The sequence below is a fragment of the Pseudomonas salicis genome, from assembly GCF_057128705.1.
Window position 1 is genome coordinate 145,095 of record NZ_JBSKHU010000006.1, and the last position, 14,057, is coordinate 159,151.

General features: G+C 59.4%; 18 protein-coding genes and 1 other RNA gene. 7 read left to right on the forward strand and 12 right to left on the reverse strand.

Translation table 11 applies throughout. The annotated features are described in order from the left end of the window. Positions 1-71: 71 nt before the first annotated feature. The 3 genes from ubiH to ACWKWE_RS22080 form a co-directional block, all read right to left on the reverse strand. Positions 72-1,259: a 2-octaprenyl-6-methoxyphenyl hydroxylase gene (ubiH, locus tag ACWKWE_RS22070; RefSeq protein ID WP_483851704.1), complete on the reverse strand. Its 1,188-nt coding sequence runs from the start codon at positions 1,257-1,259 to the stop codon at positions 72-74. Continuing rightward, complete coding sequence (pepP, locus tag ACWKWE_RS22075) at positions 1,256-2,590, reverse strand: Xaa-Pro aminopeptidase (RefSeq protein ID WP_341960723.1); 1,335 nt, start codon at positions 2,588-2,590, stop codon at positions 1,256-1,258. Before pepP ends, ubiH begins: the two co-directional genes overlap by 4 nt. Positions 2,591-2,667: 77 nt before the next feature. Next, entirely contained in the window at positions 2,668-3,219 is a 552-nt protein-coding gene (locus tag ACWKWE_RS22080; RefSeq protein ID WP_166594141.1) for a YecA/YgfB family protein, read from the reverse strand. 150 nt (positions 3,220-3,369) lie between these two features. Here ACWKWE_RS22080 and ACWKWE_RS22085 point away from each other — a divergent pair, with 150 nt between their 5' ends. From ACWKWE_RS22085 to ACWKWE_RS22100, 4 genes are all read left to right on the forward strand, one after another. Next, positions 3,370-3,579: a TIGR02449 family protein gene (locus ACWKWE_RS22085; protein ID WP_062379587.1), complete on the forward strand. Its 210-nt coding sequence runs from the start codon at positions 3,370-3,372 to the stop codon at positions 3,577-3,579. Beyond that, on the forward strand, positions 3,576-3,893 hold the full coding sequence (locus ACWKWE_RS22090; protein ID WP_166594140.1) for a cell division protein ZapA: 318 nt from the start codon (positions 3,576-3,578) through the stop codon (positions 3,891-3,893). The genes ACWKWE_RS22085 and ACWKWE_RS22090 overlap by 4 nt, the downstream gene beginning before the upstream one ends. Before the next feature lie 31 nt (positions 3,894-3,924). Then, positions 3,925-4,103: non-coding RNA, 6S RNA (ssrS, locus tag ACWKWE_RS22095), on the forward strand. Between the two features lie 109 nt (positions 4,104-4,212). Continuing rightward, positions 4,213-4,839, forward strand: coding sequence for a 5-formyltetrahydrofolate cyclo-ligase (locus tag ACWKWE_RS22100; RefSeq protein ID WP_341960727.1), 627 nt, complete (start codon positions 4,213-4,215; stop codon positions 4,837-4,839). Positions 4,840-4,965: 126 nt separating this feature from the next. Here ACWKWE_RS22100 and ACWKWE_RS22105 read toward each other — a convergent pair whose 3' ends face one another. After that, the gene (locus ACWKWE_RS22105; protein WP_166594138.1) at positions 4,966-5,115 is read right to left on the reverse strand and encodes a hypothetical protein; all 150 of its coding nucleotides are present in this window, start codon (positions 5,113-5,115) and stop codon (positions 4,966-4,968) included. 195 nt (positions 5,116-5,310) lie between these two features. Here ACWKWE_RS22105 and ACWKWE_RS22110 point away from each other — a divergent pair, with 195 nt between their 5' ends. Further along, positions 5,311-5,760, forward strand: a complete 450-nt coding sequence (locus ACWKWE_RS22110; protein ID WP_166594137.1) for an EVE domain-containing protein — start codon at positions 5,311-5,313, stop codon at positions 5,758-5,760. A 126-nt stretch (positions 5,761-5,886) separates the two neighbouring features. Here the strand turns inward: ACWKWE_RS22110 and ACWKWE_RS22115 are convergent, their stop codons facing one another. Continuing rightward, entirely contained in the window at positions 5,887-6,294 is a 408-nt protein-coding gene (locus ACWKWE_RS22115; RefSeq protein ID WP_166594136.1) for a flagellar basal body-associated FliL family protein, read from the reverse strand. 135 nt (positions 6,295-6,429) lie between these two features. Here ACWKWE_RS22115 and ACWKWE_RS22120 point away from each other — a divergent pair, with 135 nt between their 5' ends. Next, entirely contained in the window at positions 6,430-7,407 is a 978-nt protein-coding gene (locus tag ACWKWE_RS22120) for an NADPH:quinone oxidoreductase family protein (RefSeq protein WP_483851705.1), read from the forward strand. Positions 7,408-7,452: 45 nt separating this feature from the next. On the opposite strand, the gene ACWKWE_RS22125 is transcribed toward ACWKWE_RS22120, so the two are convergent. Both ACWKWE_RS22125 and ACWKWE_RS22130 read right to left on the reverse strand, forming a co-directional pair. Next, on the reverse strand, positions 7,453-8,103 hold the full coding sequence (locus ACWKWE_RS22125; protein WP_483851706.1) for an energy transducer TonB: 651 nt from the start codon (positions 8,101-8,103) through the stop codon (positions 7,453-7,455). Continuing rightward, positions 8,100-8,498: a TonB family protein gene (locus ACWKWE_RS22130; RefSeq protein ID WP_483851707.1), complete on the reverse strand. Its 399-nt coding sequence runs from the start codon at positions 8,496-8,498 to the stop codon at positions 8,100-8,102. Before ACWKWE_RS22130 ends, ACWKWE_RS22125 begins: the two co-directional genes overlap by 4 nt. Before the next feature lie 265 nt (positions 8,499-8,763). Between ACWKWE_RS22130 and glpT the strand changes: the two genes are divergently transcribed. Then, entirely contained in the window at positions 8,764-10,113 is a 1,350-nt protein-coding gene (gene glpT, locus ACWKWE_RS22135) for a glycerol-3-phosphate transporter (RefSeq protein ID WP_166594132.1), read from the forward strand. Between the two features lie 53 nt (positions 10,114-10,166). On the opposite strand, the gene ACWKWE_RS22140 is transcribed toward glpT, so the two are convergent. From ACWKWE_RS22140 to ubiD, 5 genes are all read right to left on the reverse strand, one after another. Then, positions 10,167-10,436 (reverse strand): type II toxin-antitoxin system RelE/ParE family toxin, encoded by a 270-nt coding sequence (locus ACWKWE_RS22140; protein WP_483851708.1) that lies wholly within the window; start codon positions 10,434-10,436, stop codon positions 10,167-10,169. Next, complete coding sequence (gene relB, locus ACWKWE_RS22145; RefSeq protein ID WP_483851709.1) at positions 10,426-10,620, reverse strand: type II toxin-antitoxin system RelB family antitoxin; 195 nt, start codon at positions 10,618-10,620, stop codon at positions 10,426-10,428. The genes ACWKWE_RS22140 and relB overlap by 11 nt, the downstream gene beginning before the upstream one ends. A gap of 75 nt (positions 10,621-10,695) precedes the next feature. Continuing rightward, positions 10,696-11,370, reverse strand: coding sequence for a gamma-glutamylcyclotransferase (locus ACWKWE_RS22150; protein ID WP_483851710.1), 675 nt, complete (start codon positions 11,368-11,370; stop codon positions 10,696-10,698). 187 nt (positions 11,371-11,557) lie between these two features. Then, positions 11,558-12,526 carry a CDP-6-deoxy-delta-3,4-glucoseen reductase gene (locus ACWKWE_RS22155; RefSeq protein ID WP_341960741.1) on the reverse strand — a complete coding sequence of 323 codons (969 nt, stop codon included), beginning with the start codon at positions 12,524-12,526 and terminating at the stop codon, positions 11,558-11,560. Next, entirely contained in the window at positions 12,526-13,992 is a 1,467-nt protein-coding gene (gene ubiD / locus ACWKWE_RS22160) for a 4-hydroxy-3-polyprenylbenzoate decarboxylase (protein ID WP_166594128.1), read from the reverse strand. The genes ACWKWE_RS22155 and ubiD overlap by 1 nt, the downstream gene beginning before the upstream one ends. Positions 13,993-14,057 lie beyond the last annotated feature (65 nt).

Below are 14,057 nucleotides of genomic sequence, written 5' to 3' on the forward strand. Positions count from 1 at the left end.
GCTTTGAATCGTCTCGTTGGTGGCTGGCGCCACGGAATGAAGTGCGGCATTAGCCACGAATAAAAGAAGGGTTAAACATCAGCCCGCGTTCCCAGGCCCATGGCCTGACGAGCAAACCAGCTTTTGGCCGACGGCAGCAGGTCGAGACCGAGCAGGCCAATATTGCGCCCTGCCGTGATCGCCGCCTGCTGGCTGCCGAACAGGCGCGTGACCTGATCGGAAAAGCCCACGGTCAGTTTCTGGTCCATAAACTGGCGGTCGCGGTAGGCCTGCAAAGTCGCCAGCTCTCCCGGTGCGGCATCGCTGGCCAGCAGCGCTTCGGCCAACGACGCGGCATCGCGCAGGGACAGGTTGAAGCCCTGCCCGGCAATCGGGTGCAGGCTGTGCGCGGCGTTGCCCAACACCACCAGATGCGAGCGCACTTGCTCTTCCGCTTCGATCAACGACAGCGGGTAAGTGTGGCGTACGCCGACCTGCTTCAGCGCGCCGAGTCGGTAACCGAACACGCTCTGTAATTCGCTGAGGAAACTGCGGTCGTCCAATGCCATCAGCCGTTTGATTTCGTCCGGTTTGCGGGTCCAGACCAACGCACAGCGATTCTCCGGCAACGGCAGTAGCGCCATTGGGCCTTCTTCGGTGAAGCGCTCGAACGCCTGACCGCAATGGGCCTCGCCGGGGGTGATGTTGGCGATCAACGCGCTCTGATCGTATGGCGTGGCGCGCACGCCGATGCCGAGCTGTTCGCGCAAGTTGGACCGGCCACCGTCGGCGAGAATCGCCAAATCGCAGTCCAATTGAGTGTCGTCGCTCAGGGTCAGGCGATAGCCTTCGGGCTGCGCCTGCATCTGTTTGACTTCAGCGGGCACGCGCCAGGTGATCACGTCTTTATCAAGACCCTGCCAGAGGCATTGCCCGAGCCAGGCGTTTTCCACCACATAGCCCAGCGCGGGTACGCCTTCCTGCATCGAAGACAGACGCGCTGCGCCAAAACGGCCTTTGTCGGACACCTGAATTTGCAGGATTGGCTCGGCGCGGCGGCTGATCTGCTGCCACAGGCCCAGGCGTTCATAAATTTGCCGAGCGCCGAAGGACAGCGCCGATGAACGCGCGTCGTAACTCGGTTGATAGGTATCGCCCGGTGCGAAGGGTTCGATCATGACGATCTTCCAGCCCCGCGCCTTGGCACCCGCCTGCAACGCCAGCGCCAGACTCGCACCGACCAGCCCGCCACCCACAATCGCCAGATTGAAACGGCTCATGCAGCTTCGGTTCGCGCAGCGGCCATCAGGGCCTCGATGTCAGCCACCGTCTTGGGCACGCCACCGGTGAGGATTTCACAGCCTTTTTTGGTCACCACGACATCGTCCTCGATTCGTACACCAATCCCGCGCCATTTCTTCGCGACGTTCTGATTGTCCGGCGATACGTAAATACCCGGCTCAACGGTCAGCGCCATGCCGACTTCCAGCACACGCCATTCGCCGCCGACCTTGTATTCGCCGACGTCATGCACGTCCATGCCCAGCCAGTGCCCGGCGCGGTGCATATAAAAAGCTTTGTACGCCTCGCTGGCGATCAGTTCACTGACCTCGCCTTGCAACAGGCCCAGTTCGACCAGCCCGGCCGTGATCACGTGCACCGTGGCCTCATGGGCCTGGTTCCAATGATTGCCCGGCTTGATCGCTGCGAACGCCGCTTCCTGGGATTTGAGCACCAGTTCGTAGATCGCTTTCTGCTCCGCTGAAAACTTCCCGCTGACTGGAAACGTCCGCGTGATGTCGCTGGCGTAACAGTCGATCTCGCAGCCCGCGTCGATCAACACCAGATCGCCGTCCTTCAACGGCGCGTCGTTTTCCTGGTAGTGAAGAATGCAGCCGTTGCGGCCCGACGCGACGATGGAGCCGTACGCCGGCATCTTCGCCCCGCCCTTGCGAAATTCGTAATCCAGCTCGGCTTCGAGGCTGAACTCGTACAGACCGGCACGACTGGCCTGCATCGCCCGTACATGAGCGCGAGCAGAAATTTGCGCCGCTTCGCGCATCACCTTCACTTCCGCCGCAGACTTATACAGGCGCATGTCGTGAAGCAGGTGATCCAGCGCAACGAACTCTTTCGGCGGCTGCGCGCCCAAGTGCGCCTTCGAGCGAATCACGTTGATCCACTCCATGACATGGCGATCGAACTCGGGGTTGCTGCCCATCGAGGAATACACCCGGTCGCGCCCTTCAATCAGGCCCGGCAGGATGTCGTCGATGTCCGTGATGGGGAATGCGTCGTCGGCGCCGTACTCGCTGATCGCGCCGTCCTGTCCGGCACGCAAGCCGTCCCACAGCTCTCGCTCGGCATTGCGCTCGCGGCAGAACAGCACGTACTCGCCATATTCCCGACCGGGGATCAGCACGATCACCGCTTCCGGCTCGGGGAAGCCGCTCAGGTATTGAAAGTCGCTGTCCTGGCGGTACACATGTTCGACATCACGATTTCGAATGGCCACAGCGGCTGCCGGGAGGATGGCGATGCTGTTGGGTTCCATCTGCGCCATCAAGGCTTTGCGGCGACGGGCGTATTCGGCTTTCGGGATATGGATCATGGGCAAGTGCGGTCCTCCGGGTGGGCGCTCCGGTCATCAGCGCACGCAGGCCAATGACCGAACGACAACAATGGCAATCAGTGCAGGGAAGGCTTCGCTTCAGGTTCCGCTTTCTTGTTGAACTCGGTGAACAGGAGCAGCGGGGCGACGCGCAGGTATTCCATGACTTCCATGTAGTCGCTTTCACCGTCTTCGGACTCGTCCAGCGAGTCCTGAATCTGGGCGATGGCGGCCAGGTCCTGCAAGACGTCCTTGGCATCGTCGCTCATCGGCTGTCCACCGACGCGCGCGAAGCCGTGGAGGAAGCCTTGGCACCATTGGCCAATCGCCGTGGTGCGGGCGGTCAGCGATTCATCGTCGCCAGGCAACAGCAGCACGACAGCCATGTCGTCGCCGGTCAGCTCGTTCTTGACCATCTCCTGCAAGCCGATCAAAGCCTGACGGACATTGGCCTCAGGCTCGGTCTGCAGCAATTCGTGCGCGTCGTCGAACCAGCCTTCGGCGTCGAAGCCGGCACCCGCGCAACTGCGGCCCAGCAACAGGCCATGCAACTCGGCAGGAGAGACAGGATGACCACCGCTGGTGAGCAGGGTGGCGAATGCGTTGTACGGGGAATTCTGATTAGGCATGGGCAACTAGGCGCCAAGCGGCGCAATGTCTAGAATGGAGGCCTTGTATCGTAGCACCGGCAGACGCGCCCAAGCTATCCAGGCGACATTCAAGGCAGTTCCTGAGGCCAGCTCCTGCACCACTCATCAGAAAATAATCAGTGGAAAACGATGGAAGACAACGACCTGCAAGCGTTGATGGCCCGACTGGAATTATTGATCAATCGGGTCGAGCAACTAAAAAGTCAAAACGGACTCCTATTAGCTCAGGAAAAAACCTGGCGCGAGGAACGCGCTCACCTCATTGAAAAGAACGAAATCGCCCGGCAAAAGGTCGAGTCCATGATTTCGCGCCTCAAGGCCCTGGAGCAAGACTCATGAGTAATGGCAACAGCATCACCGTGCAAATCCTCGACAAAGAATATTCGATCATCTGTCCTCAAGAGGAGCGCACCAATCTGGTTAGCGCCGCGCGTTATCTGGACGGCAAGATGCGTGAGATCCGCAGCAGCGGCAAAGTCATCGGTGCCGACCGCATTGCCGTGATGGCCGCGCTGAACATTACTCATGACCTGCTGCACAAACAGGAACTGCCCGAGACTCAAACCAGCGGCTCGACTCGTGAGCAAGTGCGTGACCTGCTGGACCGCGTGGACCTGGTCCTTGCCACGGATGAGCCAAAAGCACAAGGCTGATTGTTCGAGCATCATTCGTTATACTGGCGACCGCTCCCTGGAGTGCTTGCCAGTCGGTCATGTCCCTGAGCCGATACGCACAACCACGGGGGTTGCACGTTGGGGTTGGTGTGCATGTCCGCTCGACGGAAAGCCTTAAAGCCTCCTGCAATCTCCACCTTGAACTTTCGGGTTCAAGGGCTACACCGACAGCGGTTCGTCGGGGAGTCTCAAATTCTCAAGCCATTGCCAGACGTCCTGTCTGGCGGTGGAACCGGGGACCATCGTGAATCGCCCTGATTCCAGACGGTCCCTCTCCTACTCTCTCGGACCCGCCTGCATGACCTCTTCTGGCGCCGCTTCCCTGAACGATCCCTCGACCCTTTCCCGTCCTCAATTGCGCCGTTTGTTGCGCAAGGCGCGTCGCTCGCTTAATCGAGCCGAACAGCGACAGGCGGCACGCGGTTTGTACAACCAACTGGCGCAAAACCCGCTTTTTCGTCGCGCACGGCATGTTTCGCTGTACCTTCCGATGGACGGTGAAATCGACCCACGCCTGCTGCTGCGCGAAGCACAACGCCGGGGCAAGGCGACCTATCTGCCGGTGCTCAGTGCATGGCCTCGGACCAAGATGGTGTTTCAGCGGGTTCGACCGGGAGATAAATTCAGGCCCAACCGGTTTCGCATCCCCGAGCCGCACATCAACCCCCGCCAGCAGCGCAAAATCTGGGCGCTGGACCTGATCCTGATGCCGCTGGTGGGGTTCGACGATCAGGGTGGTCGGCTGGGCATGGGAGGGGGATTCTACGACCGCAGCCTGGCGTATCAGGCACGTCGGAAAGCCTGGCAGAAACCGGTGTTGCTTGGGTTAGCGCATGAGTGTCAGAAGGTTGGAAAACTGGCGGTGGCCAGTTGGGATGTGCCGTTGCAGGGAACGGTGTCTGACAAGCGTTGGTATATGGCGTGAAGGCTGAGGCGCGGAACCCTCTGTAGGAGCGAATTCATTCGCGATAGACCGGTATATCCGACACATCGTCATGGCCGTACCGAATGAATTCAGCCCCACAGTCATTAAAGCGAAGGCGTCAGGCGATCAACGACGCGTCTGTTGAGGCTGTTGCTGCGTGACTTCAACCGGTGCATCCGGCTTCGCGGACCACAAACTTTGCGCGTAACCCGTGGTGACAATGCCCAAGCCGAACAAAATGACCAAAATCCATAGTAAATCCGGCTTGCGTTGCATTGATTGCCCCCCTTTGGCAAATCAAAAGCTGTCGTTCACGACATGTTTCTATAGGCCGCGAAACGGTGTAGCGCTGAAAATGGCGGCATTCTGCGTTAACGTGATGCAACACGCAAATGCTGGCGTCAACCGACCGTCGGTTTGTCATAAAAGCGTCGGACAACCTGTCCATTACGTCTTCAGGAGCCCCAATCCATGGCCTATTGGCTGATGAAATCCGAGCCCGACGAGCTGTCGATCACTGGCCTGCAAACTCTCGGCCAAGCCCGCTGGGATGGCGTTCGAAATTACCAGGCGCGCAACTTTCTTCGGGCCATGGCTGAAGGCGATGAGTTTTTCTTTTACCACTCCAGCTGCCCTGAACCGGGGATCGCGGGCATCGGGAAAATCACCAGGACGGCGTATCCCGATCCCACCGCGCTAGACAAAGACAGCCACTACTTCGACGCCAAAGCCAATGACGAGAAAAATCCATGGAGCGCCATTGATGTGGCGTTCGTAGAGACGTTTCCGAAAGTGTTGGGCCTAGGGTATTTGAAACAGCAGACCGCGCTGGAACAACTGCCGCTGGTTCAAAAGGGCAGTCGGCTTTCCGTCATGTCCGTCACGCCCGAACAGTGGGCAGCGGTGTTGGCGTTGCGTTGAATTCACGACCGCCGACTGCTCTTGTAGGAGTGAGCTTGCTCGCGATTGCACTGTGTCAGCGATAGATTTGCTAACTGACTCGCCGCAATCGCGAGCAAGCTCACCCCTACAAATTCAGGCCAATATTTACTGGGCGATGAAGTTGTTGAACAGCAGGTCATCCACCACAGGCTTGCCGGTTTCCTGGCTCAATACCTGCTGGGTCTGCTTCAATGCTTCCTGACGCAGTTTTTCTTTAGCGTCGACGTTGCTCATGCTTTCGAGGGTTTGCTGAGTGAACAGCGCCACCAACTGATTGCGGATCAACGGCTCGTTCGCCTTGACCAGCTTCTGCGCTTCGGCGCCGGTCACACGCAACGCCACGTCAGCCTTGTACACGTGGAGCTTGGGGCTGCCGTCCAGCGCGTAGTTGCCCACGAACGGCGGCGTTAACGCCACATATGAGACCTTGTTCGGGTCATCTTTCTCGCCGCCTTCTTCATTGGCCAGCACAGGCGCCGACAGCGCCAACAACATCAGAATCCACGCTTTCACAGTCCCACTCCTCGTCCGGTTCGCGCCATAGCTTACTCCAGCTTATGCACGCCTATCAGGCCGGGGCATGCTCATTGACCCCACACCCCCTCTACCTACACTTATCGGCCATCACTGGAAAAGGAATAGTCCCCGATGAAAGCCGTGCTCTGTAAAGCCTTCGGCCCTGCCGAAAACCTTGTGCTGGAAGACGTTCCGACGCCAGAACCCAAGAAAAACGAGATTCTGTTGGACGTGCACGCCGCCGGGGTCAACTTCCCCGACACGCTGATCATCGAGGGCAAATATCAGTTCAAACCGCCCTTCCCCTTTTCGCCAGGGGGCGAAGCGTCGGGTGTCGTGGCCGCCGTGGGTGAAAAAGTCAGTCACCTGAAAGTCGGCGACCGGGTCATGGCCCTCACCGGCTGGGGCAGCTTCGCAGAGCAGATCGCCGTCGCCGGGTACAACGTCCTGCCCATTCCCGAAGCCATGGACTTCACCACCGCCGCGGCCTTCAGCATGACCTACGGCACATCCATGCACGCGCTCAAACAGCGCGCCAACCTGCAACCCGGCGAAACCCTGCTCGTCCTCGGGGCGTCCGGCGGCGTCGGCCTGGCTGCGGTTGAAATCGGCAAAGCCCTGGGCGCCCGCGTCATCGCCGCCGCCAGCAACGCCGACAAGCTCGAAGTCGCCAAAAACGCCGGTGCCGACGAGCTCATCAACTACAGCGAAACCAACCTCAAGGACGAACTTAAACGCCTCACCAACGGCAACGGCGTCGACGTCATCTACGACCCCGTCGGCGGCGACCTCTTCGACCAGGCCGTCCGCTCCATCGCCTGGAACGGCCGCCTCCTCGTCGTCGGCTTCGCCAGCGGCCGCATTCCCGAACTGCCCGTCAACCTCGCCCTGCTAAAAGGCGCCTCGGTCGTTGGCGTGTTCTGGGGCTCGTTTGCACAGCGCCAGCCGCAAGACAATGCGGCGAACTTCCAGCAGCTGTTCACGTGGTTCGCTGAGGGGAAGTTGAAGCCTCTAGTGTCGAAGGTTTATCCGCTGGAACAGGCAGGTGAAGCGATTGATTCGTTGGGGCAGAGAAAGGCGGTTGGGAAGGTGGTGGTTGGGGTCAGATGATTGCTCCCAAGCCCCGGCTCAGTTCGGGGCTTGATAAAGGCTGACTCAGAGCAATGCACGGACACTCTCCGGCAACACTTGCTTATAGCGAAGACCGGGCTGCGCTGCGCATTGCTCGACCACCCCGGGTATAGACCGATCAAACTCATCCCCTAATTCCGCTCGCTGATTGTCTGTCATCTTGTGCCGCGTGGCGGCCTTTCCCAACACCCTGAAGGTATAGGTGATGTAGTGCAGGTCGTGCAGGTTCTGGCTGGGCGATTCGGTTTCAAAGGTCGCGAGCGCTTTGTTAAAAGCGTTGCACGACAGGGTTCGCAGGTATCGACGCATCCAGCCGTGCGGGTCGTTCCGCTCGCGGGTGTGGGTGAAATAGAATTCTTGCCGAAAGCTCATCGTTTCAGGCGCCTGCGCACTGACCTGCCAGGGTTTGAGCCGCCATTTGGGGACGGTACGTTCAACGGATTTGGCGAAATGGCGATGGGAGCTGTCGATGATTTTCACATCCGTGACCGAGCCGTCGTTGTGCCCGAGAAATTCGAAGATAACCAACCCCGACAGACCTTCTTCGTACAAGGATCGGGGATAGGGGGGTGGGATCTGGCGTTCGTATTCCGGCTTTTGGCTGGCGTGCAAGGAGGCAGATATTAGCACTGACCACCACAGCAGCCATCGCGCGAACCGTTTCCGGCCGCTCATGAGACATCCCTCCGTGCCCACGAGATCACTATCCGCAATCGCTTCTCCAGCCGCTCCTGATCGAAAACGAAATGCACGGATTCACCGATCCGGGCGGGCATTTCTTCGGTCACGTCCCACGGCTCGAACTGCCAGCATTTGACGGCGGACAGCGCAGAGTTCGCGGCTTTCTGATCGGTTTGCTCCACGACCCTGACGTCAGTGACAGTGCCGTCATGGTGGATGTCGTAGTGGACCCGCACGCTTGAAAACAGCTTCCCGCCGCGCAACGCAGAGGGATAGGCTGGCGAGACATAGCGCTCGAAGAGGGGGTGCATCTCGCGCGCACCGACGGACATGCTCAGCATCAGCGCACAGCCACTCAAAATGGCTGACACCTTCCATTGTGATTTCACCCTTTACCTCGTCCCCAACGCCCTGTGGCAGATGGCGGCGATGGTAGGGGTCTGCGTGCTCGTTAGTAAGGTGATCGATTCTGGTTCTCAAGTAGGACGAATCCGAAAGCCTCTGTTCCCGATTACACACCTGCACCATGTTCATATTCCAACACGTCAAACAGCCAAATTTCGGCGGTGCATCAGACGAGAAGCCTTCCTATTTTCTGTAATGAAAATGTAATATTCGAATTCGCATACCAAAATAAGAACTCGGAGTGTCTCGATGTTTGCCTTTTTCAAACCTGCCGCGCATCAGGCCCCGTTGCCTGCCGAGCGTGTCGACAGCACCTATCGTCGCCTGCGCTGGCAGATTTTCGCCGGTATTTTCTTCGGCTATGCGGGGTACTACTTGCTGCGCAAGAACTTCTCGCTGGCCATGCCGTACCTGATCGATCAGGGCTACACACGAGGTGAGTTGGGGCTAGCGATTTCGGCGATTGCCATCGCCTACGGCCTGTCGAAGTTTTTAATGGGGCTGGTGTCGGACCGCTCCAACCCTCGGTATTTCCTCCCGTTCGGATTGCTGGTGTCAGCAGCGACGATGTTCGTGTTCGGATTCGCGCCTTGGGCGACGTCGAGCGTGGCGATCATGTTTATCCTGCTGTTTATCAATGGCTGGGCGCAGGGCATGGGTTGGCCGCCGAGCGGGCGGACGATGGTGCACTGGTGGTCGCAGAAAGAACGCGGCGGTGTGGTGTCGGTGTGGAACGTGGCGCACAACGTGGGCGGCGGCCTGATCGGCCCGCTGTTCTTGCTCGGCCTGGGCTGGACCAACGATTGGCACGCGGCGTTCTACGTGCCAGCGGCGGTCGCGCTGTTCGTCGCACTGTTCGCATTCATCACCATGCGCGACACGCCCCAATCCGTGGGGTTGCCGCCAGTGGAGGAGTACAAGAACGACTACCCGGAAGGCTACGACGCAAGCCACGAAGAGGAATTCAGCGCCAAGGAAATCTTCGTCAAATACGTCCTGCGCAACAAAATGCTCTGGTACATCGCGCTGGCGAACGTATTCGTGTATCTGCTGCGCTACGGCGTACTCGACTGGGCGCCGACTTATCTGAAAGAAGCCAAGCATTTCGATGTGGACAAGACGTCCTGGGCCTACTTTTTCTATGAGTGGGCGGGCATTCCGGGGACGCTGCTGTGCGGCTGGATGTCGGACAAGATTTTCCGTGGCAACCGCGGCCTGACCGGCATCGTGTTCATGCTGCTGGTGACCGTGGCCACGCTGGTGTACTGGCTCAATCCACCGGGCAACCCGACCATCGACATGGTCGCGCTGATCTCCATCGGCTTTCTGATTTACGGGCCGGTGATGCTGGTCGGCCTGCAAGCGCTGGAACTCGCGCCTAAAAAAGCAGCGGGCACGGCGGCAGGCTTCACAGGGCTGTTCGGGTATTTGGGTGGATCGGTCGCGGCCAGTGCGCTGATGGGCTACACCGTGGACCATTTCGGCTGGGACGGTGGCTTCGTGATCCTGGTGTCGTCGTGCGTGCTGGCGATGGTGTTTCTGGCACCGACGTTACGGCATACGCGCGTGGCCAGTCAGTCGCGTGACACTGCGGCTTAGTGGTCTAAAACTACGGCGCGGTTGGTCCTGGGGCCTATCGCGCCGAACTCCGCTCAGGGATATTCCTGACGAGCATGGAGAATACTCACGATTTCAATCCGATCAGTGATTTGATAAACGACCAGATAATTGGGATGAACAATTATCTCCCGGGTCATCGGCACTCGGCCCATTCGGTAAAGATAAGGATGTTCAGGAAGGGCGGAAGTCGCTCTTTCTATTTCCGCCTGTAGCGCGTCAGCTGCATTCGGGTTTCGCTCATCAATGTATTCGAGGATTTCCCAGAGGTCTTCGCGTGCTTTCGGGCGCCAATCAACGATCATTGCGACGCTTTTCGCGCTTGGCTGCCAACCTCATCTTCATCTCGGCCATCACTTCGTCATGAGAGATGCTAGGTCGCTCATCGTCCAGAGACGCCTGTACCTTCGTGCGGAACCAAGCATCGTAGCTCGCGGCCTGTTCTTCTGATTCAAACTCGGAAACGATCGGAGAAAGTTGAGCGCTCACGGGATACCTCCTGTGTAAGTCAGCGAAGTCTAACGCTTCGCGGGCAGCAGACGACAGCGACGTGGCAACCGGATGTTAAACCGCCAACAAAATCGGCTTACACCGCTTGAACCGCTCTTCCAGACTCACATCCGGCATCGCATGATTTCGCAGCGCGTGAATCGTCTGCTCGACGTATTCCCACGTCGTGCCATACCGACCGCTGGCGCTGGCCAGGACCTGGGTCAGGACGCTGTCGGGCAGGTTCCCCGCATAGCTGGGCAAATGCCGTTCAAGCACGAAGCCCAAGGCCTGAACCTTGGTGCCGTCTTCAAGGCGGCAGCTGAGCCAGTGGGGTCGGTAGGACGGGAATGGCATTTCCCGCTCCCACAACGCCAGCAATGAGGCTTCGATATTTTCCTCGGGGAGTCGATAGGCGAAGCCACTGCACGAGCCGCCGCGATCAAGGCCGAACACCAGCCCAGGTTGTTCGGGCGTGCCGCGATGTTCGTGGGACCACAGGTACAAACCGCGATGGTAGCCGTGCACTCGGCCGCGCACGCGCTCCACGGCGGAGCATTCGGGGCGCCAGATCAGTGAGCCGTACGCGAACAGCCAGACAGGGCCGCCAGTGTGTAGGCTCATCGTGGCGTGCATGGAAGCAAGGAGTTGTTCGCGGGTCAGTTTTGGCCCGAGGTCGATAACAGGTGGGTAAGACAGCCCAAGACCGTCATGTACGGCCTCCACCAAGCTATTGATTTGGTTCTCCATCTGGCTCCCTCACTGGCCGGTGATAACGCCAGTGCAGTGCTGAACAACGGTCGAAGCGGCTCAGGCAACAGTGAATCAACACCTTTTCACGGTTCTGAGCAATGTGCAGGTCGTGACGCCTTAAAACCGACCCTGCACATATTCTGATGCAATTAGCTCTCCACGGCAGCTGCCATCGGGCGGACGGTCACGCACGCGGCGCGTAGGCGAAGACGTCCGCGCGCATTTGATGGGCGTCCATACCCGCGACGACCAGCGCGTCCAGCGTGGAGTACACCATGTTGGGCGATCCGCTGGCGTAAACCTGAATCGATTTCAGGTCTGCGAAGTCTTCGCACACGGCTTCGTGCAACATCCCGCAGCGCCCTTCCCAACCGCACAAATCGCTGACGACTTTGTGCAAATGCAGGTTTGGCAGGGTTTTCCACTCGTCCCAGTGTTTCAGTTCGTAGAAGTCCTCAGGACGTCGCACGCCCCAATAAACGTGCACGGGATACGGAAAACCTTTGGAACGGCAATGTTCGATGAGGCTGTGCATCTGACCCATGCCCGTGCCAGCGGCGATCAGCACCAGCGGGCCATCGGGCAACTCGCCCAAATGAGTGTCGCCAAAGGGCAGCTCGACGCGGGCCATGCCGTCGCGCTGGAGCTGCTTGATCAGATTTTGTGCACTGGCTTCGCGGGCCAGGACGTGGAATTCCAGGTCACGGCCACTTTCCGGCGCCGACGCCATAGAGAATGCGGACTTTTCGCCGTCGTCGCGGGCGATCATGAGGTACTGACCGGCGTGGTAACGCGGCGGCTTGCCTGCAGGGGCGCGGAGCATCACGCGCCAGACATCACCGCCGACCTCGACGCATTCAGTGACCTGACACGCGAACGTTCGCACGGGCAATTCTCCCAAAGGCAACACGCTGTCCCACAGCACCACGCAGTCTTCTTGCGGCACGGCCAGGCAGGTGTAGATTTCGCCATGCCCGCGCACTTCACCACCCTGCTCGACGCTGCCTTCGACCAACAGCGCGGAGCAGATATGGCAATTGCCGTTGCGACAGCTTTGCGGGCATTCGTACCCCAATCGCTGGGCGGCGTCGAGAATCCGCTCGCCGGGCAAAGTTTCAAGCACTGCGCCCGACGGCTGCAAGGTTACGCGCATCAATCTATTCCCAGCTGATTCCAGATATCGTCGATCCGGCGGGTGACGGCTTCGTCCTTGACGATGGCGCGACCCCACTCACGGGTGGTCTCGCCCGGCCATTTATGCGTGGCATCGAGCCCCATTTTCGACCCCAGCCCGGAGACCGGCGAGGCGAAATCGAGGTAATCGATCGGCGTGTTGTCGATCATCACGGTGTCGCGCTTGGGGTCCATGCGCGTGGTGATCGCCCAGATGACGTCGTTCCAGTCACGGGCGTTGATGTCGTCGTCGGTGACGATAACGAACTTGGTGTACATGAACTGTCGCAAAAACGACCACACACCCAACATCACGCGCTTGGCGTGGCCGGGGTATTGCTTTTTCATGGTCACGACCGCCATGCGGTACGAGCATCCTTCGGGCGGCAGGTAGAAATCGGTGATCTCCGGGAACTGCTTTTGCAGGATCGGCACGAACACTTCGTTCAACGCCACGCCCAGAATCGCGGGCTCATCCGGCGGACGCCCGGTGTAGGTGCTGTGGTAGATCGGCTTGATGCGGTGAGTGATGCGCTCGACGGTGAAGACCGGGAAGCGGTCGACTTCGTTGTAATAGCCGGTATGGTCGCCGTAAGGGCCTTCATCGGCCATTTCGCCCGGATGAATCACGCCTTCCAGGACGATTTCCGCGCTCGACGGCACTTGCAGGTCGTTGCCACGGCATTTGATCAGTTCGGTGCGGTTGCCACGCAAAAGACCTGCGAAAGCGTACTCGGACAGGCTGTCGGGCACCGGCGTGACCGCACCGAGAATCGTCGCGGGGTCAGCACCCAGTGCGACGGAAACCGGGAAAGGCTGGCCGGGATGCTTATCGCACCACTCCTTGAAGTCCAGCGCGCCGCCGCGATGGCTGAGCCAGCGCATGATGACTTTGTTGCGGCCAATGACCTGCTGGCGATAAATGCCCAGGTTCTGGCGTTCTTTATTAGGGCCTCTGGTGACGGTCAGGCCCCACGTGATCAGCGGGCCGACGTCGCCAGGCCAGCACGTCTGCACCGGCAGCATGCCCAGATCGACGTCATCGCCTTCGACGACCACTTCCTGGCACGGGGCGTCCTTGACAACTTTCGGCGCCATGGAGATGACTTTCTTGAAGATCGGTAGCTTCGACCAGGCGTCTTTCAGGCCTTTCGGCGGCTCGGGTTCCTTGAGGAACGCCAGCAGTTTACCAATCTCCCGCAGCTCTTCGGTGGACTCGGCGCCCATGCCCATGGCCACGCGCTCTGGCGTGCCGAACAGGTTGCCAAGCACAGGAATGTCAAAACCCGTCGGGTTTTCGAACAGCAAGGCCGGCCCCTTGTTGCGCAGGGTCCGGTCGCAGACTTCGGTCATCTCCAGCACAGGAGAAATAGGCACTTGAATGCGTTTCAACTCTCCGCGCTGCTCAAGCTGCTGCACGAAATCCCGTAGATCCTTGAATTTCATTAACCCGGCCACTTAACAAATAGATGCACATCCTACCTGCTCTGGCGGGCAACGGCAGCAGCCGA

Excerpts from the sequence above, each read along its gene's own strand:
- ubiH (WP_483851704.1), bottom strand. The coding sequence starts at position 1,259 with ATGAGCCGTTTCAATCTGGCGATTGTGGGTGGCGGGCTGGTCGGTGCG.
- pepP (WP_341960723.1), bottom strand. The coding sequence starts at position 2,590 with ATGATCCATATCCCGAAAGCCGAATACGCCCGTCGCCGCAAAGCCTTG.
- ACWKWE_RS22080 (WP_166594141.1), bottom strand. The coding sequence starts at position 3,219 with ATGCCTAATCAGAATTCCCCGTACAACGCATTCGCCACCCTGCTCACC.
- ACWKWE_RS22085 (WP_062379587.1), top strand. The coding sequence starts at position 3,370 with ATGGAAGACAACGACCTGCAAGCGTTGATGGCCCGACTGGAATTATTG.
- ACWKWE_RS22090 (WP_166594140.1), top strand. The coding sequence starts at position 3,576 with ATGAGTAATGGCAACAGCATCACCGTGCAAATCCTCGACAAAGAATAT.
- ACWKWE_RS22100 (WP_341960727.1), top strand. The coding sequence starts at position 4,213 with ATGACCTCTTCTGGCGCCGCTTCCCTGAACGATCCCTCGACCCTTTCC.
- ACWKWE_RS22105 (WP_166594138.1), bottom strand. The coding sequence starts at position 5,115 with ATGCAACGCAAGCCGGATTTACTATGGATTTTGGTCATTTTGTTCGGC.
- ACWKWE_RS22110 (WP_166594137.1), top strand. The coding sequence starts at position 5,311 with ATGGCCTATTGGCTGATGAAATCCGAGCCCGACGAGCTGTCGATCACT.
- ACWKWE_RS22120 (WP_483851705.1), top strand. The coding sequence starts at position 6,430 with ATGAAAGCCGTGCTCTGTAAAGCCTTCGGCCCTGCCGAAAACCTTGTG.
- ACWKWE_RS22125 (WP_483851706.1), bottom strand. The coding sequence starts at position 8,103 with ATGAGCGGCCGGAAACGGTTCGCGCGATGGCTGCTGTGGTGGTCAGTG.
- glpT (WP_166594132.1), top strand. The coding sequence starts at position 8,764 with ATGTTTGCCTTTTTCAAACCTGCCGCGCATCAGGCCCCGTTGCCTGCC.
- ACWKWE_RS22140 (WP_483851708.1), bottom strand. The coding sequence starts at position 10,436 with ATGATCGTTGATTGGCGCCCGAAAGCACGCGAAGACCTCTGGGAAATC.
- ACWKWE_RS22150 (WP_483851710.1), bottom strand. The coding sequence starts at position 11,370 with ATGGAGAACCAAATCAATAGCTTGGTGGAGGCCGTACATGACGGTCTT.
- ACWKWE_RS22155 (WP_341960741.1), bottom strand. The coding sequence starts at position 12,526 with ATGCGCGTAACCTTGCAGCCGTCGGGCGCAGTGCTTGAAACTTTGCCC.
- ubiD (WP_166594128.1), bottom strand. The coding sequence starts at position 13,992 with ATGAAATTCAAGGATCTACGGGATTTCGTGCAGCAGCTTGAGCAGCGC.